The 21,855-nt window shown below is 53.1% G+C and carries 22 protein-coding genes; 21 read left to right on the top strand and 1 reads right to left on the bottom strand.

Going from position 1 to position 21,855, the window contains the following annotated elements:
* Nucleotides 1-4: 4 nt before the first annotated feature.
* Entirely contained in the window at nucleotides 5-1,084 is a 1,080-nt protein-coding gene (locus tag AURUGA1_RS04985) for a polyprenyl synthetase family protein (protein ID WP_114129138.1), read from the bottom strand.
* Nucleotides 1,085-1,160: 76 nt separating this feature from the next.
* On the opposite strand from AURUGA1_RS04985, the gene AURUGA1_RS04980 reads away from it, so the two are divergent.
* The 21 genes from AURUGA1_RS04980 to whiA all read left to right on the top strand — a co-directional run bounded on the left by AURUGA1_RS04980 (nucleotide 1,161) and on the right by whiA (nucleotide 21,825).
* The gene (locus tag AURUGA1_RS04980) at nucleotides 1,161-1,526 is read left to right on the top strand and encodes a DUF3040 domain-containing protein (RefSeq protein ID WP_114129137.1); all 366 of its coding nucleotides are present in this window, start codon (nucleotides 1,161-1,163) and stop codon (nucleotides 1,524-1,526) included.
* 232 nt (nucleotides 1,527-1,758) lie between these two features.
* Complete coding sequence (gene mraZ, locus AURUGA1_RS04975) at nucleotides 1,759-2,190, top strand: division/cell wall cluster transcriptional repressor MraZ (protein ID WP_114129136.1); 432 nt, start codon at nucleotides 1,759-1,761, stop codon at nucleotides 2,188-2,190.
* A 102-nt stretch (nucleotides 2,191-2,292) separates the two neighbouring features.
* Nucleotides 2,293-3,246, top strand: a complete 954-nt coding sequence (gene rsmH, locus AURUGA1_RS04970) for a 16S rRNA (cytosine(1402)-N(4))-methyltransferase RsmH (protein ID WP_114129135.1) — start codon at nucleotides 2,293-2,295, stop codon at nucleotides 3,244-3,246.
* The gene (locus tag AURUGA1_RS04965; RefSeq protein ID WP_114129134.1) at nucleotides 3,243-3,965 is read left to right on the top strand and encodes a hypothetical protein; all 723 of its coding nucleotides are present in this window, start codon (nucleotides 3,243-3,245) and stop codon (nucleotides 3,963-3,965) included. The genes rsmH and AURUGA1_RS04965 overlap by 4 nt, the downstream gene beginning before the upstream one ends.
* A gap of 37 nt (nucleotides 3,966-4,002) precedes the next feature.
* A complete protein-coding gene (locus AURUGA1_RS04960) occupies nucleotides 4,003-5,769 on the top strand; it encodes a penicillin-binding protein 2 (RefSeq protein ID WP_240187342.1) in 1,767 nt (588 codons plus the stop codon).
* A gap of 16 nt (nucleotides 5,770-5,785) precedes the next feature.
* Nucleotides 5,786-7,195 carry a UDP-N-acetylmuramoyl-tripeptide--D-alanyl-D-alanine ligase gene (gene murF / locus AURUGA1_RS04955; protein ID WP_114129133.1) on the top strand — a complete coding sequence of 470 codons (1,410 nt, stop codon included), beginning with the start codon at nucleotides 5,786-5,788 and terminating at the stop codon, nucleotides 7,193-7,195.
* Complete coding sequence (mraY, locus tag AURUGA1_RS04950; RefSeq protein ID WP_114129132.1) at nucleotides 7,192-8,286, top strand: phospho-N-acetylmuramoyl-pentapeptide-transferase; 1,095 nt, start codon at nucleotides 7,192-7,194, stop codon at nucleotides 8,284-8,286. Before murF ends, mraY begins: the two co-directional genes overlap by 4 nt.
* 10 nt (nucleotides 8,287-8,296) lie before the next feature.
* Nucleotides 8,297-9,796, top strand: coding sequence for a UDP-N-acetylmuramoyl-L-alanine--D-glutamate ligase (gene murD, locus AURUGA1_RS04945; RefSeq protein ID WP_114129131.1), 1,500 nt, complete (start codon nucleotides 8,297-8,299; stop codon nucleotides 9,794-9,796).
* Nucleotides 9,774-11,030 (top strand): FtsW/RodA/SpoVE family cell cycle protein, encoded by a 1,257-nt coding sequence (locus tag AURUGA1_RS04940; RefSeq protein ID WP_114129130.1) that lies wholly within the window; start codon nucleotides 9,774-9,776, stop codon nucleotides 11,028-11,030. The genes murD and AURUGA1_RS04940 overlap by 23 nt, the downstream gene beginning before the upstream one ends.
* The gene (locus AURUGA1_RS04935; protein ID WP_114129129.1) at nucleotides 11,027-12,109 is read left to right on the top strand and encodes a glycosyltransferase; all 1,083 of its coding nucleotides are present in this window, start codon (nucleotides 11,027-11,029) and stop codon (nucleotides 12,107-12,109) included. Before AURUGA1_RS04940 ends, AURUGA1_RS04935 begins: the two co-directional genes overlap by 4 nt.
* Before the next feature lie 66 nt (nucleotides 12,110-12,175).
* Nucleotides 12,176-13,573 (top strand): UDP-N-acetylmuramate--L-alanine ligase, encoded by a 1,398-nt coding sequence (gene murC, locus AURUGA1_RS04930; RefSeq protein ID WP_114129128.1) that lies wholly within the window; start codon nucleotides 12,176-12,178, stop codon nucleotides 13,571-13,573.
* Between the two features lie 3 nt (nucleotides 13,574-13,576).
* Nucleotides 13,577-14,719, top strand: a complete 1,143-nt coding sequence (locus tag AURUGA1_RS04925; protein WP_114129127.1) for an FtsQ-type POTRA domain-containing protein — start codon at nucleotides 13,577-13,579, stop codon at nucleotides 14,717-14,719.
* A 141-nt stretch (nucleotides 14,720-14,860) separates the two neighbouring features.
* Nucleotides 14,861-16,045: a cell division protein FtsZ gene (gene ftsZ / locus AURUGA1_RS04920; protein WP_096380756.1), complete on the top strand. Its 1,185-nt coding sequence runs from the start codon at nucleotides 14,861-14,863 to the stop codon at nucleotides 16,043-16,045.
* Nucleotides 16,045-16,755, top strand: coding sequence for a YggS family pyridoxal phosphate-dependent enzyme (locus AURUGA1_RS04915; RefSeq protein WP_114129126.1), 711 nt, complete (start codon nucleotides 16,045-16,047; stop codon nucleotides 16,753-16,755). Before ftsZ ends, AURUGA1_RS04915 begins: the two co-directional genes overlap by 1 nt.
* A 39-nt stretch (nucleotides 16,756-16,794) precedes the next feature.
* Nucleotides 16,795-17,247 (top strand): cell division protein SepF, encoded by a 453-nt coding sequence (locus AURUGA1_RS04910; protein ID WP_096380761.1) that lies wholly within the window; start codon nucleotides 16,795-16,797, stop codon nucleotides 17,245-17,247.
* A 32-nt stretch (nucleotides 17,248-17,279) separates the two neighbouring features.
* Complete coding sequence (locus tag AURUGA1_RS04905; protein WP_114129125.1) at nucleotides 17,280-17,582, top strand: YggT family protein; 303 nt, start codon at nucleotides 17,280-17,282, stop codon at nucleotides 17,580-17,582.
* A gap of 116 nt (nucleotides 17,583-17,698) precedes the next feature.
* The gene (locus tag AURUGA1_RS04900) at nucleotides 17,699-18,262 is read left to right on the top strand and encodes a DivIVA domain-containing protein (protein WP_114129124.1); all 564 of its coding nucleotides are present in this window, start codon (nucleotides 17,699-17,701) and stop codon (nucleotides 18,260-18,262) included.
* Nucleotides 18,263-18,264: 2 nt separating this feature from the next.
* Complete coding sequence (gene lspA / locus AURUGA1_RS04895; RefSeq protein ID WP_240187341.1) at nucleotides 18,265-18,903, top strand: signal peptidase II; 639 nt, start codon at nucleotides 18,265-18,267, stop codon at nucleotides 18,901-18,903.
* On the top strand, nucleotides 18,893-19,813 hold the full coding sequence (locus AURUGA1_RS04890; RefSeq protein WP_114129723.1) for an RluA family pseudouridine synthase: 921 nt from the start codon (nucleotides 18,893-18,895) through the stop codon (nucleotides 19,811-19,813). Before lspA ends, AURUGA1_RS04890 begins: the two co-directional genes overlap by 11 nt.
* A gap of 109 nt (nucleotides 19,814-19,922) precedes the next feature.
* Entirely contained in the window at nucleotides 19,923-20,801 is an 879-nt protein-coding gene (rapZ, locus tag AURUGA1_RS04885) for an RNase adapter RapZ (protein WP_114129122.1), read from the top strand.
* 49 nt (nucleotides 20,802-20,850) lie between these two features.
* Nucleotides 20,851-21,825 carry a DNA-binding protein WhiA gene (gene whiA, locus AURUGA1_RS04880; RefSeq protein ID WP_114129121.1) on the top strand — a complete coding sequence of 325 codons (975 nt, stop codon included), beginning with the start codon at nucleotides 20,851-20,853 and terminating at the stop codon, nucleotides 21,823-21,825.
* The last annotated feature ends 30 nt before the right edge of the window (nucleotides 21,826-21,855 follow it).

The raw sequence follows: 21,855 nt of genomic DNA, 5'->3' as shown, positions 1-21,855 counted from the left end.
AACCCTAAGCAGAGCGCTGAGAAACTAACTCGGCAAGATTGAGTAACCCTGTGGTTGCATCCTGATTGAAACCTGCTTGTGCAATAACCGAGCGGGCAAGTGCAACTTGTTCCTCAATGATTGCTTCAAGTTTGTCCACTGCCCCTGTGTTGGTAAGGGTGGCCTGCAGCGTAGCAATCTGCTTGCCATCAAGGGATTCATCGCCGAGAAGTTCATCCATCAGTCGGATGGCAGTAGAGGTAAGTTCCTGTTGTGCTAAGGCAATCAGCACGGTTCGTTTACCTTCGCGAAGGTCATCTCCAGCTGGCTTACCCGTTACGGCTGGGTCACCAAAAACTCCAAGAAGATCATCACGTAACTGGAAAGCTATACCCAGGGGTAGGCCAATTTCACGCAAAGACGTCAGCTGCTGGATGCTAGCGCCGCCCAAGGCGGCCCCAATAACCAAGGGGGCTTCGATTGAGTATTTGGCTGACTTATATACGACAACCCGTTGAGCTCGAGTGAGGGCATCAAGTTTGTCGACCACAGGCCATGCTCGCTCTTCGACAATGTCGAGATATTGCCCCGCCGTGACATCAATTCTCATTCGGTCAAATTCGCGCCGAGAGGCTTGGGCTGCAGTAATGTTTCCTGATGCCGATAGTCCCTGTGAAAACAGTTCATCACTAAATGCCAGCAACAGATCACCTAGTAGAAGCGCCGAGGATGTCCCAAAGTCATCCCCAGTGCCTGCCCAACCTGATTGCTGATGTAAAGACTCAAAACGACGATGCGCTGAAGGTGCTCCACGACGAGTATCAGACTTATCCATGATGTCGTCGTGGACTAAGGCTGCAGCATGAAAGATTTCAAGCGCGCTTGCGACATCGATGACATTTTCAGGGGTCTGGTCATGTTGTGTACCGTAGCCCAGGAGTGCACAGCGTGCGCGGAAACGTTTTCCGCCGCTGAGAAAGAGCCGTGAAAACTCAATAAATGGTTTCAAATCGGGTGAAACCTCAAGCACAATAGATTCACGGTCAGTGATGAAGTGCTCGATTCGAGCATTGACTCGCTCAACCCAAGTGTCCTGGTCACGCATGCGCCTAGCCTATCTAGGCCAGCGGGGGTACACTTGGAATCCGCACCACCATTTCGAAAAACTTGAGGAGGTCACAATGCCCTTATCTGAGCATGAGCAGCGCCTACTTGATGAAATGGAACGCAATCTCTATGGCCACGATGCAGATGTCACCTCAACCTCGTTCGTTGGAATGCCGCGGCCGAACTACCGTGCCATCATCCTGGGAGTAATTATTGCGCTCGCCGGTCTGGGCGGGTTGATTGCTGGTGTCATGCTCCAGAACGTTTTCATTGGTATCGCAGGTTTTGCCGCGATGTTCGCTGGGGTCCTTGTTGCGTCTCGCCCTGGAGAGCCTGCTCCAGCACCATCAACAAGCACGCGTTCACAAAAGTCTTCCGGATCATCCTTCATCAAGCGCATGGAACAGCGCTGGGACGAGCGAGACAACGGCCGTTTGTAATATCTACGTAGCTTCACACTAAGCCGCCAGAAATGGCGGCTTTTTTGTTTCTCAATGCTGCTCTCAATTAATCCCCATTGCTCCATTTCCCTCCACTTACTTAAACCCTGTAAATTAGCGGAAGTATCGACACGCCGACCGCAAATTTGTGCAAATTTTTAACATATGTGGTTGAAAGTGGAGTAAAGTGGAGAAATCACCACAAGGCCGGTTGTGAAAGGGGGTGACGCAGATGTTCCTCGGAACCCACTCACCCAAACTCGACGACAAGGGGCGCGTCATCCTTCCCGCTAAATTCCGCAACGAATTAGCCGAAGGAATTGTTGTCACCCGCGGTCAAGAAAACTGTTTGTACGTTTTCAGCGCTGCTGAGTTCAACGACCTTCACGAGAAGATTCGACAGGCTCCCGTGACCAGCAAGTCAGCTCGAGACTTCCTCCGTGTATTCCTTTCCGGAGCAAGCGCGGAAACGCCAGATAGCCAAAACCGCATCACTCTTCCGGCAAACCTGCGCCAGTACGCAGGACTTGATCGCGACCTCACCGTCATTGGTGCCGGTAACCGTGTTGAAATCTGGGACACCGACGCCTGGAATGCATACCTCTCTTCACACGAAGAAGCTTTCTCCAACACCACGGAGGAGGTGATTCCTGGTCTTTTCTAATCCTTAGATTCCGGCTCCCAGCCGTATCACCCTGAATCCACTTCCCCGGAAGCAGGTTGATCTGGAGGGGAACCAGAATCTAAGGCTCGGGCCTCAATTGTTATGGAACTCAATCAGATCCACACCCCCGTCCTTCTCGAGCGTTGCGTTGAACTACTAGCTCCTGCCTTGGAGAAGCCAGGTGCGGTCCTCGTAGATGCCACTTTGGGAATGGGCGGACACTCGGAAGCTTTTCTCGCTCGTTTCCCCGAACTCACCCTTGTTGGACTAGACCGAGACACAGATGCACTCGCAATAGCCGGTGAGCGCCTTTCTCGCTTTGGTGACCGTGTTCACCTTGTTCACACTGTGTATGACGGCATCGCAGAGGCGTTGGATGAATTGGGCATCTCAGCCGTCGACGGAATTCTCTTTGACCTCGGTGTTTCTTCATTGCAACTCGATCGTCCCGAACGCGGATTTGCTTACGCACAAGATGCCCCACTGGATATGCGTATGAACCAGTCAGAGGGTTTGACAGCAGCTGAGGTGATTGCTACCTACAGTGAGCAGGAACTTCGAACCATATTCCACAAATACGGTGATGAAAAACTATCTGCTCGCTATGCCAGAGCTATCGTTACGCAGCGTGAGGTGGAGCCCATTACGCGCTCTGGCCAACTTGTGCACATTCTCACTGCTGCCACCCCCGCAGCCCTTTCTCACGCGGGACACCCCGCCAAGCGTATCTTTCAAGCGCTCCGCATTGAGGTCAACCAAGAACTTTCCGTCCTAGAACGAGCGATTCCTGCAGCGCTGAGCAAACTTGCCCTCGGTGGTCGCATCGTGGTGATGTCCTACCAGTCACTCGAAGACCGCATTGTCAAAGGTTTTTTCCAAACCGCTGCTTCCTCTTCGGCACCTGTGGGGCTTCCCGTCGAGCTTGAACAGCACAAACCAGAGCTACGTTTGCTTGTTCGCGGTGCCGAACTAGCCAGTGATGAAGAAAAGCTTCGTAATCCTCGTGCCACACCTGTGCGATTGCGTGCAGCCGAACGAATCAAGGAGGCGGCATGAGCTCCGTCAACTCCACTCGGATGAACCGTCCGCAGACTCGTCCGCAGGTTTCCTCACGGGCGAACCAGGCTCGTAAATCATCAACAACCACAACCCAGGGCAACTTGGCACTCAAGGCTCGTTCCACTCTCTCCTCGGCAGCTCAGTGGCGTCCCTCCATACAGGTTGTGGCAACCCGGGCTCAGCGCAAAGCCCGACCACGAGTCTTTTACGCTCTGGTCAGCATGGGAGTTGTTTTTGGCATCATTGTCGCTCAACTTCTTCTTTCTGTGGCTGTTTCTGCAGGTGCCTATGAGATTGCGTCCTTACAGCAGTCGAATAAAGAGCTTTCTCGCACCTACCAAACCATGAATCAAGATCTAGATCGGCTTTCGTCACCCCAAAATCTTGCAGCCAATGCGGAAGCATTGGGCATGGTGATCAATAACACTCCCGTGTATCTTCGTATTTCTGACGGAGCAGTTCTCGGGACACCTGTTCCCGCTGCTGCCAATGCTGGAGTGATTGCAGGGTCTGCAGCCGGAGCAATTCCAAACTCTTTGCTCTCAGAAGTCTCACTGGTTACTCAGAAAGAATCTGAAGCTAAAGCAGAAGCAGCAAAGAAGGCTGCTGCCGAAGCTGCCAAGGTTGCCCCAGTAACTGACAGCGCGCCTGCGGCAGCTGTCCCTGCCGGTCCAGTAGCTTTGACAAACGGACTGCCAGGCATCGCAACCCACTAATTACAGGTCGCGATTACGCCCCTGCTAAGGAATATCAGTGAAGCGAAACCCCATCCGATTTAGAGCATTCCTCGTCATGCTCTTCGTCGTGATATTTGTGGGTTTGTTCGTCATCAAACTTGTTGATATTCAAGTCATCAGAGCTTCTGCATATAACGAAGAATCGGTAGGGAAGCGCTCTATTCCTTCCACTGTGTTGGCGAAACGCGGAACGATTACTGATGCCAAGGGGACAGTGATGGCTGAAAGCGTTCTGCGTTACAACATCACGGTTTCCCCCAAGAATGCCAAAGATTTCCTTCGCCAAACTGACCGTTCTGAGGTCACCATCACGCCGCAGCAGGCCGCTATTGAGATTGGAACCATCACTGGTCAAAAGCCAGAGGAAATTCTCAAGATCATTGCAGATGCTCTGGCACAAAACCCCAAGTCTGACTTTGCGTACATCAAAAAAGCTGTTGATGTCGATACTTTCCGAGCACTCTATGCCCTGGAGATACCGTGGCTGTTTTTTGAACAGGCACCCGGGCGTACTTATCCTGCAGGAGCTGTGGGCGGAAACCTGCTTGGTTATGTAGGTCAAGACGGACAGCCGCAGGCAGGACTCGAACTAGCTCAGAACGACTGTCTCGCCGGCACCAATGGGGAAGAGGTATATCAGCGCGGTGCTGATGGAATTCGCATTCCTGGCAGCACTGTCACCAGTGTTGCTGCAGAAAACGGTGGAAGTCTCAAACTGACCATCAACTCTGACCTGCAGTGGTACTCCCAGCAGGTGTTGGCCAAGCGTGTAACTGAAACCAACGCCCAGTGGGGAATCGTTATCGTTCAAGAGGTCAAAACAGGAAAGCTGCTGACTGTTGCGGACTATCCCACCGTTGATCCCAATAACGTCAATGGTTCTGACGAGAGTGCTCGAGGTTCTCGCGCCTTTACCTCTCCCTACGAACCGGGCTCAACGATTAAGGCACTCACCGCTGCTGGATTAATCAACTCCGGCGCCGCAGATCCTTCAACTCAAGTAATTGCTCCATACGCCCTCACATTCCCTAACGGAGCGAAAGTCAACGATGCTGTGCCCCACGGTTCCTGGCCGTTGACGCTTACAGGTGTTCTTCAAGAATCCTCTAACACCGGGATTACGCAACTAGGCCAAGCGCTTGATGCGAAAACCCGCTACGACTATCTCCGTGCTTTTGGTTTTGGCGAGACCTCAGCGGTGAACTTTCCTGGTGAGTCCGGCGGTATTTTGCATCCCTACGAAGAGTGGGACAACCAAACCACCTACAACACCATGTTTGGCCAAGGCTTAGCTACCACCGCAGTTCAGGTTGCAGGGGCGTATCAAACTCTTGGCAACGGGGGAGTGCATTTACCTGCCTCGCTTGTCGAAGAGTGCGTCAAAGCAGATGGAACCGTGGTCAAGCCTGAGCAATCAAAGGGAACACAGGTTGTCTCACCTGAAGCAGCCCGCACCACTTTAGACATGTTAGAAAACGTGGTCACCCAGGGCGCCCTCACCTCCGTGGTGCAAATTCCGGGCTATCGCAGTGCACTCAAGACGGGTACAGCACAGCAGTCTGACGGCAGTGGAAAATATGGCGAGAAATACATCGTCTCCAACGCGGGTCTTATTCCCGCCGATGATCCGCAATACGTTGTCTACGTAGTGATTGCCTATCCAGATGGAAACACATTCATGGCGTCCCCACCGGTATTTCGAGACGTGATGGCTCAGGTCATCAAGGAATATCGAATTCAACCTTCAACTTCTGCATCTCCTGCGCTTGCTGTGCGCTTCTAAGCACCAGAATAAGAACATGATTGAACTCACCCTTGCTGACATAGCACTCGCTATTGACGGTGAGCTTTACCTGGGAGACTCTGGCGCTACTGAAAACACCGTTATCAGTGGTGTTGCCGACACAGACTCTCGCTTGATAACTCCTGGTGACATCTTTATTGCTAAGCCCGGGGAAGAGACAGACGGGCACCTCTTCGTTGCGGCTGCACTCGAAAACGGTGCCAGCTTGGCAATCGTGGAGCACACCGTTGAGGTTTCTATTCCTCAGATTGTTGTTAGCAACGCCGTAGTCGCACTGGGCGCACTTGCTCGTGAGGTGGTTGCCCGCGTTCGTTCCCTGGGCAAACTCAAAGTTGTTGCCATAACTGGTTCTAACGGAAAAACCACCACGAAGAATCTTGTTGCTTCCCTGTGTAGTGGCAAAGGTCAGACCGTTTTTCCGCGCGCATCCTTCAACAATGAAGTGGGCGCACCCATCACGATGTTGCAGGTGCGCGAAGACACCGAGTATCTGATCCTGGAGATGGGAGCTAGTGGTCCAGGCAACATTAAGCTGCTAACCGATATGGTGCAACCTGATATCAGCGTTGTCCTGATGATTGGGCTTGCACACGCAGGAGAATTTGGCGGTGTAGAGACCACTGTTGTTGCCAAACGAGAAATCGTAGAAGCATTGGGGCCTCAGGGCGTCGCAATATTGAATGCTGATGACCACCGCGTGATGTCAATGGCCTCTGCCGCCCCGGGAGCAGTGCGAACATTTGGTTATGCCGCACATGCTACCGTCCGCGTGGAGAATGTGACTTCGAGTATGCAAGGCACGCAGTTCGATCTGTGTCTGAGCTCGGGAGAACTTACTCACGTTGCATTTTCTGTCTTGGGAGAGCACCACGTCATGAATGCGGCAGCGGCAGCTGCTGTTGTAGTGGAATTAGGGTTCCCCCTGGATTACATCGCGACCAGCCTCGAGTCAGTAACGCAAGCTGAACGTTGGAGAATGCAAGTTCTAGGCAATGATGACGTTGTCATCATTAACGATGCCTATAACGCCAGTCCAGACTCGATGGCAGCTGCAATAAAGACGTTGCGACAGATTGCGACAGACGAGAACCGCACTATTGCTGTGCTGGGTGAAATGGCCGAACTGGGCGAGTTTTCCGGTGAAGAACAAGACAAGCTTGCCTTGCTCATTGTTCGTTTAGGTATCGATCAACTCGTCGTTGTCGGTGATGGGGCACGCAGACTTCATATTTCTGCCATCAACGAGGGTTCGTGGGATGGTGAGTCGAAGTTCTTCTCAACCCCTGATGAGGCCTACGATTACCTATCGAGCCTGCTTCGCGCAGGAGACATAGTTCTGGTGAAATCGTCTAACTCGGCGAAGCTCCGGTTCTTAGGAGATCGATTAGGAGAGGCCTACGCGTGAGTACCCTACTTCTAGCCGGTGCACTCTCACTTATCTTCACCCTGCTCATGACGCCGGTGTTTATTCGGTTGTTTCGCAAAATTGGCTGGGGTCAGTTCATCAGCGATGGTGGCCCGGATGCGCACCACGCTAAAAAAGGAACCCCCACAATGGGTGGCATTGTCGTCATCGTTGGTGTTCTTGTTTCGTACTTCATAGCAACACCCCTCACCGGTCACAGTGTTGAGCTTCCCGCCATTTTGGTCTTGTTGATGATGACCGGCTTGGGCCTCGTTGGATTTATTGACGACTTCATCAAAACTCACAAACGACGCTCCCTCGGTCTAAGCGGCTGGCCAAAGGTTGTGGGCCAAATCATTGTTGCGGTCATTTTTGCCCTGCTTGCCATTAATTTCCCTGACGAAAATGGCATCACTCCAGCCTCCATGAGTATCTCGTTTATTCGCGATACCAATCTTGATTTTGCTGCGCTGGGTGCCGGTTTGGGAATCTTCCTGTTCTTGGTCTGGATTATTTTGATTGTGACCAGCACATCTAATGCGGTGAACCTGACAGACGGTTTAGATGGATTAGCCACGGGTGCTTCAATCTTCACAATCGGTTCTTTCGTCATCATGAACTTCTGGCAGCAAAACCAGTCATGTTTCTCGTCACGACTAGACCCTCAGGTTGCATATAAGTGTTATGACGTCCGTGATCCTCTGGATTTGGCCATTGTGGCAGCTGCCATTGTCGGAGGTTTGATTGGATTCTTGTGGTGGAACACCTCTCCTGCACAAATCTTCCTCGGAGATACCGGGTCCATGGCACTGGGTGGCGCATTAGCTGCATTGGCTATTCTGAGCCAAACCGAACTTCTCCTGGTTATCCTTGCTGGTCTTTTTGTCATTGACACAGGCTCAGTGATTGTCCAACGCGGATACTTCAAGCTCACCAGGGGAAAGCGCATCTTCTTGATGTCGCCCATCCATCATCACTTTGAACTCAAGGGCTGGCCTGAAGTTACCGTCGTCGTTCGATTCTGGATTATTTCCGCTCTGTTTGTGATTGCCGGTGTTGGTATGTTCTACCTCGAGTGGCTGACCCAATAAAGCTTTTGTGATGTCTGAACAACGAGATCTTTCTCAGCTCACAAGCTGGCACTCCAATTGGGCTGGACTGCGCGTGGCTGTTTTGGGCCTGGGAGTCACCGGTTTTTCGGTGGCGGACACACTGTCTGAACTGGGTGCTCAGGTAATGGTTAGTGCGCAACAAGCTGATGAACTTCGACTGAAAATGCTTGAAGTTATCGGTGGGACATTTGTTCATGAGCCTGTCGACGGTGCTATTCCAGATGAGCTCAGTGAGTTTGCCCCTGAGCTTTTCGTGGTCTCACCTGGGTATCATCCCGACCACCCGATTTTGCAGTGGGCCTCCTCCCGAAACATCCCTATCTGGGGAGATATCGAATTAGCGTGGCGCGTTCGGGACAAAGTTGGCACTCCGGCGCCATGGATTGCCGTGACGGGAACCAACGGAAAAACGACCACAGTCCAACTCACCTCCGCAATGTTGGCCACAGCCGGATATCGGGTTGCACCCTGCGGCAACATTGGTGTTCCTGTTCTGGATGCAGTTCGAGACCCTCAGGGCTTTGACGTCTTCGTTGTTGAACTTTCTAGTTATCAGCTTCACTGGATGCAGAAGGTTCAGCCCTATGCCGCTGCAGTGCTGAACATCGCTGACGATCACTTAGATTGGCATGGCTCGCTAGAAGCATATGTTGCCGCTAAAGCCCGCATCTTTGAGGGAACACAGGTTGCCTGTGTCTATAACAAAGCAGACAGACAGACCGAGCGCATGGTTGAAAACGCAGATGTTCAAGAGGGTGCTCGGGCTATTGGATTTGATCTCGGCGCACCAGGCCGCAGTGATTTTGGCATCGTGGACGGAATCTTGTGTGACCGAGCATTCTTAGATGAGCGACACAACACTGCATTAGAAATTACTACCGTCTCAGAGCTAGAAGCGCGTGGTTTGGGCTCCCCTCACATCGTTGCCAACGTCCTAGCTGCCAGTGCCCTAGCTAGATCCTTCGGAGTTCCTGTTGAAGCTATTTCAGAAGCTCTCAAGAGCTTTCGTCTGGATGCTCACAGGATTGAAATTGTTGCTGTCCAAGACGGCATTACCTGGATTGATGACTCCAAAGCAACTAATCCTCACGCGGCTTCGGCATCGTTGGCGGCAAACAACTCCATTGTCTGGATCGTTGGTGGATTACTCAAAGGCGTCAATATAGATGAGCTTGTAGCCCAACATGCCGATCGCTTGCGAGGCGCAGTTGTTATTGGGGTTGACCGTTCCGAGGTTATCTCAGCATTCGAGCGACACGCGCCTGGGGTGAGCGTTCGCGAGGTGGAGTCAGCGGACACTAGTGATGTCATGGTTACGGCTGTGACCTTAGCCGCAGAACTTGCACAATCGGGCGATGTTGTCCTTTTGGCTCCTGCTGCAGCTTCGATGGACCAATTTACGGATTATGCCGAACGGGGACGAATGTTCGCCGAGGCCGTGAAAGCAAACCTGGGAGGTGAGGCGGATGGCGAATCCGCCTCGCACTAACCCTCAGGGCCGAAGGCCTGCTTCTGCTCCTGTTCGATCCCGGCAGTCCCCTCCGCATTCTGCGCCTGCTGCCAAAGGCCTGTTGGCCACACGCTTCAACCTAGGTCAACAATTCAGGGCTGAGTCTCCGAACTTTTATTGGCTAGCTGGTGTGACACTGCTGACGGTTCTTATCGGTTTGATCATGGTGCTTTCGGCATCAGCGGTTGATTCGTTCCTGACTCAGGGCGGGTTTTTTGGCAGTTTCTTCAAGCAAGCTGGTTCCGCAATCATTGCTATTCCGTTGATGTTGTTTGTGAGTAGGTTCCCTCTTGAGATCTATCGCAGATGGGCATTGTTAGTGCTCATTGCTTCTGGTGCTCTTCAGCTGCTGGTATTCACGCCACTGGGTGTTGAATCTGGTGGTAACCGTAACTGGGTTGATATCGGTATTCAGGTACAGCCCTCAGAATTTATCAAACTTACCGTTGCGATATGGCTGGGCGTCAATCTTCCAGAAATTATCAATCGCGTGGGACCATACAGCTTCCGCATTTTCCTCTCGATTTTCCCGGTATATGGCGTTGCATTCTTTGTTTTGCTCGGCGGAGACTTGGGAACGACGATCATCATCTTTGCCATCATCATGGGGTGTATAGCCTTCTCTGGGGTCGCAGATCGGGTCATTATCCTCCCGACAGTTGCTGTGACTGCTGTAGTGGCGTTTTACGTTGTCACAAGCCCTAACCGTATGAACCGAATAATGTCCTTCCTCAGTGAGAACTGCACCGACTACACCAATGCCTGCTGGCAGCCCCTGCACGGTAAATGGGCTCTAGCTAACGGAGGAATTTTTGGCGTGGGCCTTGGCCAATCCAAAGCAAAATGGTCCTGGCTACCAGCAGCAGATAATGACTACATCTTTGCCATCATTGGTGAAGAGCTGGGGCTAATCGGTGCTTTGCTGATCATCGTGTTGTTTGTTGTGATGGCAGTGACATTCACACGCATTATTCGAAGTGCGAAAGACCCACTTGTTCGAATCACTACCGGCGGAATCATGATCTGGATTGTTGGCCAGGCATTCGTCAACATTGGTGTTGTTGTGGGACTGCTTCCGGTTCTCGGGGTGCCTCTTCCTTTGCTCAGTTCGGGTGGTTCGGCTTTGGTCATGACCTTGCTAGCCATCGGTGTTGTCTTATCGTTTACCAGAGAAGAAAAGCCGATTAAGAAACCTTTAGGGCGCCGCAGATGACCACCTATCTCTTAGCTGGTGGGGGGACTGCAGGGCATGTCAACCCCATGCTCGCTATCGCTGATGCGCTCAGAACGCGTGAGCCAGAGGCCACCATTATCTGTGTGGGAACAGCGGAGGGTCTAGAGGCACAACTCGTTCCGTCTCGAGGATATGAACTCATTACGATTCCCCGAATCCCTTTTCCGCGCGCTCGTCATTTCCTTTCGAGTTCTCGGATATTTCTTGCCGGCTGGCCCACAGCAGTAGCCACCGTTGTTGATGTGATTACCCAGCGCAAGGTTGATGTTGTTATTGGGGTGGGGGGCTATGCGGCCGCTCCTGCGTATGCTGCAGCGAAGAAGACTCGCATCCCCTACGTCATTCATGAAGCAAATGCCAAGCCGGGTTTGGCCAACCGCTGGGGAGCAAGATCCACACGGTTTGTAGGCGTGACCTTTGAGGGAACTCCACTGCCACATGCAGTGACGGTGGGTACCCCGCTGCGCAAGGAAATTGAGACGTTGGATATTCCAGCTCAGCGATCAGCAGCACTCGCTTATTTTGGCTTGGAGCATCATCGTCCAGTCTTGGTTGTCACCAGTGGTTCTCTGGGAGCGAGGTCTATCAACACTGCAATTGCCGCCTCCGCTCAACAGCTCGTCGACGCGGGCTATCAAGTTCTTCACATTCTTGGCCAAAACAAACCTGAGGTGCTGCCACAGATTCCTGGTTATGTCGTTGTGAACTACTGCGACCGAATGGACCTTGCCCTAGCTGCGGCGCAACTCGTAGTTTCCAGAGCCGGTTCTGCAACCGTCTCTGAGCTCTCTGCGTTGGGCATACCAGCGGTGTATGTGCCTTATCCCGTTGGTAATGGAGAGCAACAGTTCAACGCCGCAGGAGTCGTTCACGCTGGTGGGGGAATTCTCGTTAAGGATGACAAATTCACTCCGGAATGGATACGTCAGAACCTTGTGCCTCTGATGCGGGATGAAGCACGTTTAGAGCAGATGGCTCATGCTGCTGCCCGTGTGGGAATGCGAGACGGGACTGCGCGCATGATCAATCTCATCGATGCCGCCCTGTCATCGGCTTAGGCCCAGCTTTCTACGTTATAACGGTAGTCAGCGCGTTTTTCGCGTGTGCGATCGAAAGAGTGACCCGTGATTAAGCCAGACCCTAAAGTTGTCGCCCCAGAAGATTTGGGGACCGTGCACATGGTGGGCATCGGTGGCTCAGGGATGAGCGGCATAGCTCGGCTCTTTCTGGCAAACGGCATCACGGTAACTGGCACTGATGTGAGAGATTCTTCGCATATTCAGACACTTCGTGAACTGGGGGTTGAGGTTCACATTGGCCACAACGCTGCCAACCTCGGCGATGCACAAACTTTGGTTGTCACTGGCGCGTTGTGGCAAGACAACCCAGAGTATGTTCTGGCTCAAGAACGCGGCCTGACGATCTTGCATCGCTCACAGGCCTTGGAATGGCTCACTCGGGGATCCAGATTAGTTTCTGTTGCTGGTGCCCACGGAAAAACCACGTCAACTGGAATGATTGTGACCGGTTTGCGGGAGTTAGGCGCAGACCCCAGTTTCGTTAACGGCGGAGTAGTTCAGTCTTATGGATTGAGCTCTGCCTTTGGCGAGGGGGAGCTTTTCGTCATTGAGGCAGATGAGTCGGATGGCTCCTTCTTGCTCTATGACACTGCCGTGGCATTAATCACTAATGTTGATGCAGATCACCTGGATCATTACGGTTCTCTTGAAGCTTTTGATCAGGCATTTGTTGACTTTGCTTCTGCCGCGCATGAGCTGGTTGTCATCTCGAGCGATGATCCAGGAGCTGTTCGCGTGGGGAGCAAGATTTCAGGCCCTGCTGTTATGACTTTCGGAGAGGCCGCTTCGGCCGACGTCCGACTGGCACACATTGATACCACCACCGGTGGCGTGACATTCACTGTTGAGTACTTGGGAACCAAATACACCACTCAGCTCAAGGTTCCAGGCCGCCACAATGCCCTCAACGCGGCAGGTGCTTTTGCTACCCTCGTCGGTCTGGGTTTTGACCCTGCGTCTTCTCTAGCGGGAATCTCTGAATTTGGGGGCACCGAACGTCGTTTCGAGCTTCACGGGGTGCGCAGGGGAGTAAGTGTGTATGACGACTATGCTCACCACCACACTGAAGTGAATGCGGTTCTCACTGCAGCACGAACCGTTGTGGGTGAAGGTCGTGTAATTGCGGTGCATCAACCTCACCTCTACAGCCGCACTCAACATTTTTGTGGAGAGTTTGCTCAGACTCTCGAAGCAGATGCTGACCTCACGGTTGTTCTTGATGTCTACGGGGCACGTGAGGACCCTGTGCCGGGCGTAACGGGAGCCCTCGTTTCAGAAAAATTCTCGGACCAAAGCAAGGTTGCTTTTATCGCCGATTGGCAAGAAGCAGCTGATCACATTGCCCGCATCGCGCGACCTGGTGACTACGTCATCACGTTGGGGTGTGGCGATGTGTACCGCATCATTCCTCAGATTTTGGCTTCACTCGAAGCTACAAGCTAGCTCATGAAACGGCCACAAGGACCGCCAGGGACACCTCAGTCTCGGCCTCAGCACAGTTCACAAGCTGCACCACAGCCAGCGAAACCTCAACCGCCTACCCGTGCACAAAAAGGTACTTCGGCACGACCTTCTCGCGCTGAACGCAAGCAGAACAAGGCCGATCTCAAAAAACAAAAAGAGTCTTCAGCTGCCTCGCAATCGCGCAGCAGCACACGACCTCCTTCCCCAGCCGCTACAGCGTCAACCGGCAGTCGCGTTCAGGGCACTCTCAGGCCCGTTGGTGCACCTGCGCGGTCGAAATCCAACTCTGCACAATTAGATACCTCCGCCTCACGCACTACGAAAGCCGCACGCAAACTCACTGCCTCACAGCAAGAAGCGCTCGAGGCTAGGCGCAAGCTCAAAGAAGCTGTTAAGGCTCGCAAAGCGTTTGAACGTGACGAAGTTCGACGCTTCACTGCCCATTTACGTCGTCGACGGATTGTGTGGGCTTCCATCGCTGGTTCTTTCGTCGCCATCTTGATCTTTGTGGCCGTGGGAATGTTTACGCCCATACTGGCGCTCCAAAATATTGTGGTTGAGGGGGCAACCCGGGTTCCTGCAGATCAAATCATTGCCTCCCTCCAGCCTGAACTCAACAAGCCACTGCCTTTGGTAGATATGGGTGCCGTGCGCAAGGCGGTCGAAGCGCAACCCCTGGTCAAGAGCTACTCCACCGTCGCTGTGCCACCACACACCCTGGTGGTGAAAGTTGTTGAACGAGCCCCAGTTGGGTACCTGCCCTCGCCTAATGGTTTCATCATGGTCGACCCTGCGGGGGTGGTCATCGAGGAAACCCCTGAGCGCGTTCCTGGCTTGCCACTGTTCACGGTGGAAGGTGACTCCGCGCGATCCAAGGGTTTCGCCGCGGCTATCGATGTGATTAATTCTTTGCCAGCAGGATTAGCTGGCCAGCTTGACGAGGTCATTGCCAACACCACGGATGATGTCACACTCATTTTGACCGGGGGAGCCCGCGTCTTCTGGGGTGGTCCTGAAAACGCGGCAATGAAGAACCGAGTTCTCTCTCAGCTATTGACGCTGAACCCAGTTGGCTCTGTCAGTGAGTACGACGTTTCCTCACCCAAGACAGCGGTTGTGCGTTAAAACTTTTCTCTGATCTGAGACTCTCTAGGCGTGTCGCACTAGGGAGTGGAGTGCTTCGACCTACTCTCAAATCAAGAAATGCATACTGAGCATAACTTTAAGGTTCGACTTGAACTTTAGGGTTCTAGCGGAGGCCATAACGTGTCAATGAATCAGAATTACCTCGCCGTCATCAAGGTGGTCGGCGTCGGTGGTGGCGGTGTCAACGCAGTAAACCGCATGATTGAGCTGGGCCTCAAGGGTGTTGAATTCATCGCAGTCAACACCGATGCTCAAGCACTTCTCCTCAGCGAAGCTGACGTCAAACTCGATATTGGTCGAGAACTGACCCGTGGCCTCGGCGCAGGTGCTGACCCCGAAGTTGGCCGCAAAGCCGCCGAAGATCACGCCGAAGAAATTGAGGAAGCACTGGCCGGTGCTGACATGGTTTTCGTCACCGCAGGTGAGGGTGGTGGAACTGGAACAGGTGCTGCTCCAGTTGTCGCCAAGATTGCCAAGTCCATTGGCGCCCTGACCATTGGTGTTGTGACCAAGCCATTCGGTTTCGAAGGTAAGCGTCGCGCGGCTCAGGCAGACACCGGTGTTGCTGCTCTGCGCGCCGAGGTTGACACTCTCATTGTTGTTCCCAACGATCGCCTCCTCGAAATCAGCGACCGCAGCATCTCGGTACAAGAAGCTTTCGCCACAGCAGACCAGGTTTTGCTTGCTGGTGTCCAAGGAATTACAGACCTCATCACCACCCCAGGTCTCATCAACCTCGACTTCGCAGACGTGAAGTCGGTAATGCAGGGCGCTGGATCTGCCCTGATGGGAATCGGCTCCTCGCGCGGTGCAGACCGCGCGATCAAGGCAGCCGAGCTGGCCGTAGCCTCACCCCTGCTTGAGGCCAGTATTGAAGGAGCGCGTGGTGTGCTTCTATCCATTCAGGGTGGATCCAACCTTGGTCTCTTCGAGATCAATGACGCTGCTGCACTGGTCGGCGAGGCCGTACACCCTGAGGCGAACATCATCTTTGGTGCTGTCATCGATGACACCCTTGGTGATGAAGTTCGCGTCACGGTTATCGCCGCTGGTTTTGATGGTGGTGAACCCACCCACAAGCCAATGCCACGTCGTGCGTTCACCTCCACCGACACTGGATCAGTCCTCCCTGCAGGTGAAAGCATCTACGCAGAGACCCCGATTGTTTCCTCAACAACCGGTGTTTTTGCGGATGACGAACTCGCCGCTGTTATGACGACCCCTGCAACAACCAGCCACGTGAGCGTCACACCTTCCTACGTTGACGAGGATGACGACCTCGACATCCCCGACTTCCTGAAGTAGTGGATACGACGCTTGGCGAACGTGTAGCGCTCGTCAATGAGGGCATTGCGGATGCTGCATGCGCAGCAGGGCGCAACGTAGATGACATCACCACGATTGTGGTGACGAAGTTCCATCCTGCGCAGTTAGTTCGCGATCTTTATGACCTTGGTGTGCGCAATGTCGGAGAAAATAGGCACCAAGAGGCTGAAGCTAAAGTTGCTGAGCTTGCACATCTGGATCTCACGTGGCACTTCATAGGCCAGTTGCAATCAAACAAAGCACGAGCTGTGCGCAAATACGCTGAAGTGCTCCATTCAGTTGATCGTCCAAGCTTGGTAAATGCTTTGGCGAATGCTGTAATGACCCCTGAGGGACTTCCAGAAAACAATGCCGTTGAGGTTTTGGACTGCTTTGTTCAGCTCAACCTCACCCAAGACCCTGGACGCGGGGGAGTTCAACCCGCAGATGTGGTTGAACTTGCTGAACTGGTTGCGGCTCAACCCAGCCTCAATCTTTTGGGAGTCATGGCAGTGGCTCCTCTGGATGAAGAACCTCGCGTTGCTTTTGCTCGAGTGAAAGCCGCCTCTGAACGCGTGCAAACGGTCATCCCGCAAGCGAGCTTCATCTCTGCGGGGATGTCTCATGACTATGCCGCGGCAATTGCCGAAGGTGCGACACACCTTCGCATTGGTTCGGCAATCACCGGGAACAGGCCCATTGCCGGTTAATCTCAATTAGACGATTTTTTATTACCTGGAGGTAACTCAATGGCCAATCCACTCAAGAAGACCATGGTCTATCTCGGTCTCGCTGATGAGGAGACGACCTACGATGCACCTGCCTACGCTGCAGCACCTCAGGTAGCCCCTGTCTCCGCTGGTCGTGCGCAGGTAACCCCCCTTCGCCGTAACACCGCAAAGAACCAGGCAGCTAGCGACATGAATGAAATTGTCACCGTACACCCCAAGCAGTACTCCGATGCCAAGGTCATCGCAGAAAACTTCCGCGAAGGTGTTCCCGTTATCATGAACCTCTCGCAGATGACCGAGACTGATGCTCGTCGCCTGATTGATTTTGCTTCAGGTCTTTCCCAGGGTCTCTACGGCAAGATTGAACGTGTTACCAGCAAGGTATTCCTGCTTTCACCCGCACACGTTGCCGTGTCTGGTGATGCAGCAGCAGAAACCGCTGAAGTAGACACCACTTTCTTCGGCGAATAAGCTCACGCCACCAGCGTGGCTGAGGAGTAGAGATGTCCGTTATTGGTCTCGTTGGTTTAGTCCTGTATTACGCCCTCTTGGTCTTTGTTTTTGCCATGTGGGGACGACTGATTCTCGACTTTATTCGAGCCTTCAAGCCAGGATGGCGACCTCCCTCTTTCGTGCTGGTTCTCAGCGGCGTGATTTACACACTCACTGATCCCCCCATGAATCTGGTTCGTCGATGGGTTAAACCAGTCAGCTTTGGAGCGGTTGCCCTAGATTTTGGATGGACAGTCGTCATGCTGGCGGCCATAGTTGCGATGTACATCGCCGAGTATCTGATGATTCTCTAGGAAAATCGGGTAATTTTTCTCTCCGGTTCCACCGCTGTTGAGTATTTTGATAGCGTTAGTGAGTTATCACCTGAGATAACCATTTTTTGTAGCTCTCACTAAGAGGATGGCACCCCATGGCATTACTGCCAGAAGACGTAGTAAACAAGCGCTTTCAACAGACCAAGTTCCGTGAAGGATATGACCAGGACGAGGTTGACGATTTTCTTGATGAAATCGTCGTTGAATTGCGCCGCTTAGGTGCTGAGAACGAAGATCTCCGTTCGAAGCTCGAGGCAGCAGAAGCTCGCCTTGAAGGTGGAGAATCCGCTGCACCAGCAAAGCCTGTTGCTACCCCTGCCCCTGTTGTTGTCGATGACTCCAGTGCAACAGCAAGTGCTAATGACCTCCTGACGCTTGCTCGTCGCTTGCACGAAGAGCACGTGCGTGAAGGTGTGGAGAAGCGTGACGCACTCATCGCTGAGGGTCATGAAACTGCTACCCGACTGGTTTCAGAGGCAGAAGCGACGGTCAAGTCGCAGCTTTCGGCTCTCGAGGCAGATAAATCCAAGCTCAAAGGTGAAATCGCAGAGCTGTCCAGCTTCGAAAAGGAATACCGCGAGAAGTTGCGCAGTTACATCTCCAGCCAGCTGGTGGAGCTTGACGAGCTCAATACAGCTGGAACCACTCCCAAGAACTAATCGTGGCGGTTAAGCGGCCCGTGTGGGCTGTTCTGACCCTACTGGGCGTCTGCGCCGTTGTTGTCTACCTTGCAGATCAACTGAGTAAGTTTTGGGTCAAAAACACCCTGCCTGAGGGTGTGAGCAATCCTGTTGTGGGAGATTTCCTACAGTTCTACTTCGTCAGAAACCCCGGGGCAGCTTTCTCGATTGCGTCGGGCAGTACGTGGATTTTTTCCATCCTTGCTGCCATTGTCACGATTGTCATTATTGTGTTCGCACGCAAAAATCGCTCAATAGCGTGGGCAGTCGTATTTGGTCTTTTATTGGGTGGCACTCTCGGAAACCTGACTGACCGGCTAACCCAACAAAATGCCGAGGGTGTGGTCGAATTCGGGCACGGGCTCGTTATTGACTTTATTTACACCCCCTGGATGATGCCTGCGATTTATAACATCGCAGACATTGCCATCGTTTCCAGCATGTGTTTGCTCGTCATTCTGACCCTGTCTGGAATTCACATCGATGGAACAAGAGATCCTCGCAAAAAGAACAAAAACGAGACACCCATAGGTTCAAACCCTACTGTCACATTGCAGGGGGGTCTAACTGGTCTGGGTGGCCTTGGCGACGGCGGAGCAGGTGGAGCTGGTGGAAACTAGATCCACACCAGTTCCCGACGGCCTCGACGGTGTACGGGTCGATGCAGGTCTGGCCAGACTCTTCGGATTTTCACGAACTCAGGCGGCAGAGATTGCAGAAGCAGGGGGCGTAGAGCAAAACGGTGTCACTCTGGGCAAATCGGACAAGCTTCGCGCAGAGGCCACTTTGACTGTCTCGTGGGAAGAAAAACGCGGACCTGAAATAGTTCCCATGATGGTTCCTGACTTCTCCATTGTCTATGACGATGACGACATCGTTGTCGTGGATAAGCCTGTCGGAGTCGCCGCACACCCGGCTGCAAGCTGGGATGGACCAACAGTCCTGGGTGCTCTTGCCGCCTCGGGTTTCACCATTTCCACCTCTGGGGCTGCTGAACGAGCAGGAATTGTCCATCGACTCGATGTTGGTACTTCAGGTTTGATGGTTGTTGCAAAAAGCGAGAAGGCCTACAGCGCGCTCAAACACGCCTTTCATGACCGCGAAGTCAACAAGATATATCACGCCGTCGTTCAGGGACATCCAGACCCCTTGGCGGGTACCATTGATGCGCCTATCGGGCGCCATCCCCGCTCGGACTGGAAGTTTGCCGTCACCAGTGATGGCAAACACGCAGTGACCCATTACACAACTTTGGAAGCATTTCCGTTTGCCTCCCTCCTGGAAATCAAACTTGAAACCGGCCGAACCCATCAAATTAGAGTTCATATGGCAGCACAGCGGCATCCGTGTGTGGGAGATGCGTTGTATGGGGCAGATCCCACTCTCAGCGCACGATTAGGGCTGACTAGGCAATGGTTGCATGCCCACAAACTTGGATTTATTCACCCCTCAACGGGGCAATATGTCGAGTTTGTTTCACCGTATCCCGCAGACCTTCAGCATGCGCTTGACGTGCTTGCAGCAGGCTAACCTTCAACTTCTGCCCCAAGGTTTGAGGCTTCAGAGTTTCCCGGCGTGTCGCTTATGGTTAGTCTGGTACGACACGCCGTAACACGCCCCGGAAATCAAGGAAGTGATCATGCCTGAACTATCCCGCAATAAGCAGGAAGTTCTCATCGTCACCGGAATGTCTGGCGCAGGTCGATCGACAGTGGCAAATGCCCTGGAAGATCTTGATTGGTACGTCGTCGATAACTTGCCCCCGCAGATGCTTCGCCCACTTGTTGAACTCGCAGACAAAGCAGGTGAAAACCTGCCCAAGATTGCTGCCGTGGTGGATGTACGCGGTCGTGATTTCTTTGAAAATCTTCAAGAAATCATTCAGTCGATGCCGGCAGCAACGGTTGTCCGAGTTTTGTTCTTGGACGCTACCGATGCGTCACTCGTTCGACGTTTTGAGTCTGTGCGAAGGCCCCACCCCCTCCAGGGTGATGGCACCATCATCGATGGCATCACAGCTGAGCGTTCCCGGATGACAGCATTGCGTGAGTTCAGTGACATCGTCATTGATACGAGCGATTTGAACATTCACCAGCTCTCCACACTCATCACGGAACAGTTTGCTCAAGAAGAAACTGCCGGTGTTCGAGTGAATCTGATGAGTTTCGGCTTCAAGTACGGAACTCCATCTGATGCTGATCTCATTGCGGATGGCAGATTCTTGCCCAACCCATTCTGGATTCCTGAATTACGCGGAAATACCGGCATGGATAAGGATGTCTCTGACTATGTCTTGAGTCAGCCTGGCGCACGCGAGTTTGTTGAAACCTATGCGGCTGCTTTAGCCCCAGTATTTGCGGGTTATCAGCGAGAGAACAAACGCCACGTAACAATCGCCATTGGCTGTACTGGTGGCAAGCACCGCTCGGTCGCGTTGACCGAAGAGCTCGCCAAGCATCTGGAAAAGCTTCCAGGGGTCGTTGTGCGAGTTAAACACCGAGACTTTGGCCGCGAATAGCGGCAATCACCACTACGCGATTTTGAGCAACACGAAGGAATTAGGGGACATGGGCTTAACTGAGAACGTCAAACAAGAACTCATCACCGTGGGCGCTGGCAAGACTAGTGTGCGCACTGCAGAGTTGGCGACAATCCTTCGTTTTGCTGGGGGCTTGCATACCATCTCAGGACGAATCGCGGTTGAGGCAGAGTTGGATTCTCAAGAGCTCGCAACTCGGGTTCGCAAGGATTTGGCTGAAATTTACGGTGTCCGCTCCGAAGGGCGCCTCACCCCTAGCTCGGGTGGAAAGAATGCCCCCAGCTACCTTGTTCGCGTACTTGACGGGGAAACACTTGCTCGTCAAACTGGTTTGCTCGATGCGCGTCGTCGCCCCATTCGTGGTCTTCCCAATAAACTCACCACAGGCAACTTGGAAGATCTTTCCGCAATATGGCGTGGAGCTTTCCTCGCGGCCGGGTCCTTGACGGACCCAGGTCGCTCCGCTGCACTCGAAATCGTCTGTCCCACGAATGAGTCCGCCATGGCCCTCGTTGGGGCTGCCAACCGTCTTCAATTTGCTGCCAAAGCTCGTGAAGTGCGTGGTGTGCACCGTGTGGTCATTCGTGAAGATGAGGCAATCTCGTCCGTGCTCACCATTATGGGGGCGACCGAAACAGTCAAGAACTGGGAAGAGTTACGACAGCGCCGCGAGGTGCGTGCCACAGCAAACCGCCTCGTCAATTTTGATGACGCGAACCTTCGTCGCTCTGCGCAGGCAGCCGTTGCCGCCTGCGCGCGCGTGGAGCGTGCATTGGAGCTGCTTGGTGATGACATTCCTGAACACCTCAAGTATGCAGGTGAGCTTCGCTTAAACTTCCGAGATGCAAGTTTGGATGAGTTGGGTCACCATGCAGACCCACCAATGACAAAGGATGCCGTTGCCGGACGTATCCGTCGACTGTTGGCTATGGCCGACAAACGAGCACAAGAGTTGGGCGTACCCGGAACTGAATCTGCTGTTCCTGAAGATATTGACGCCTAAATTCCCAGAATTAACTTTCCTCATCGGCAA

The sequence above is a fragment of the Aurantimicrobium sp. MWH-Uga1 genome (assembly GCF_003325955.1).
Lineage (GTDB): Bacteria > Actinomycetota > Actinomycetes > Actinomycetales > Microbacteriaceae > Aurantimicrobium.
Note: the sequence above shows the minus strand (reverse complement) of the source record. Positions and strands in the feature narration are given on the sequence as shown.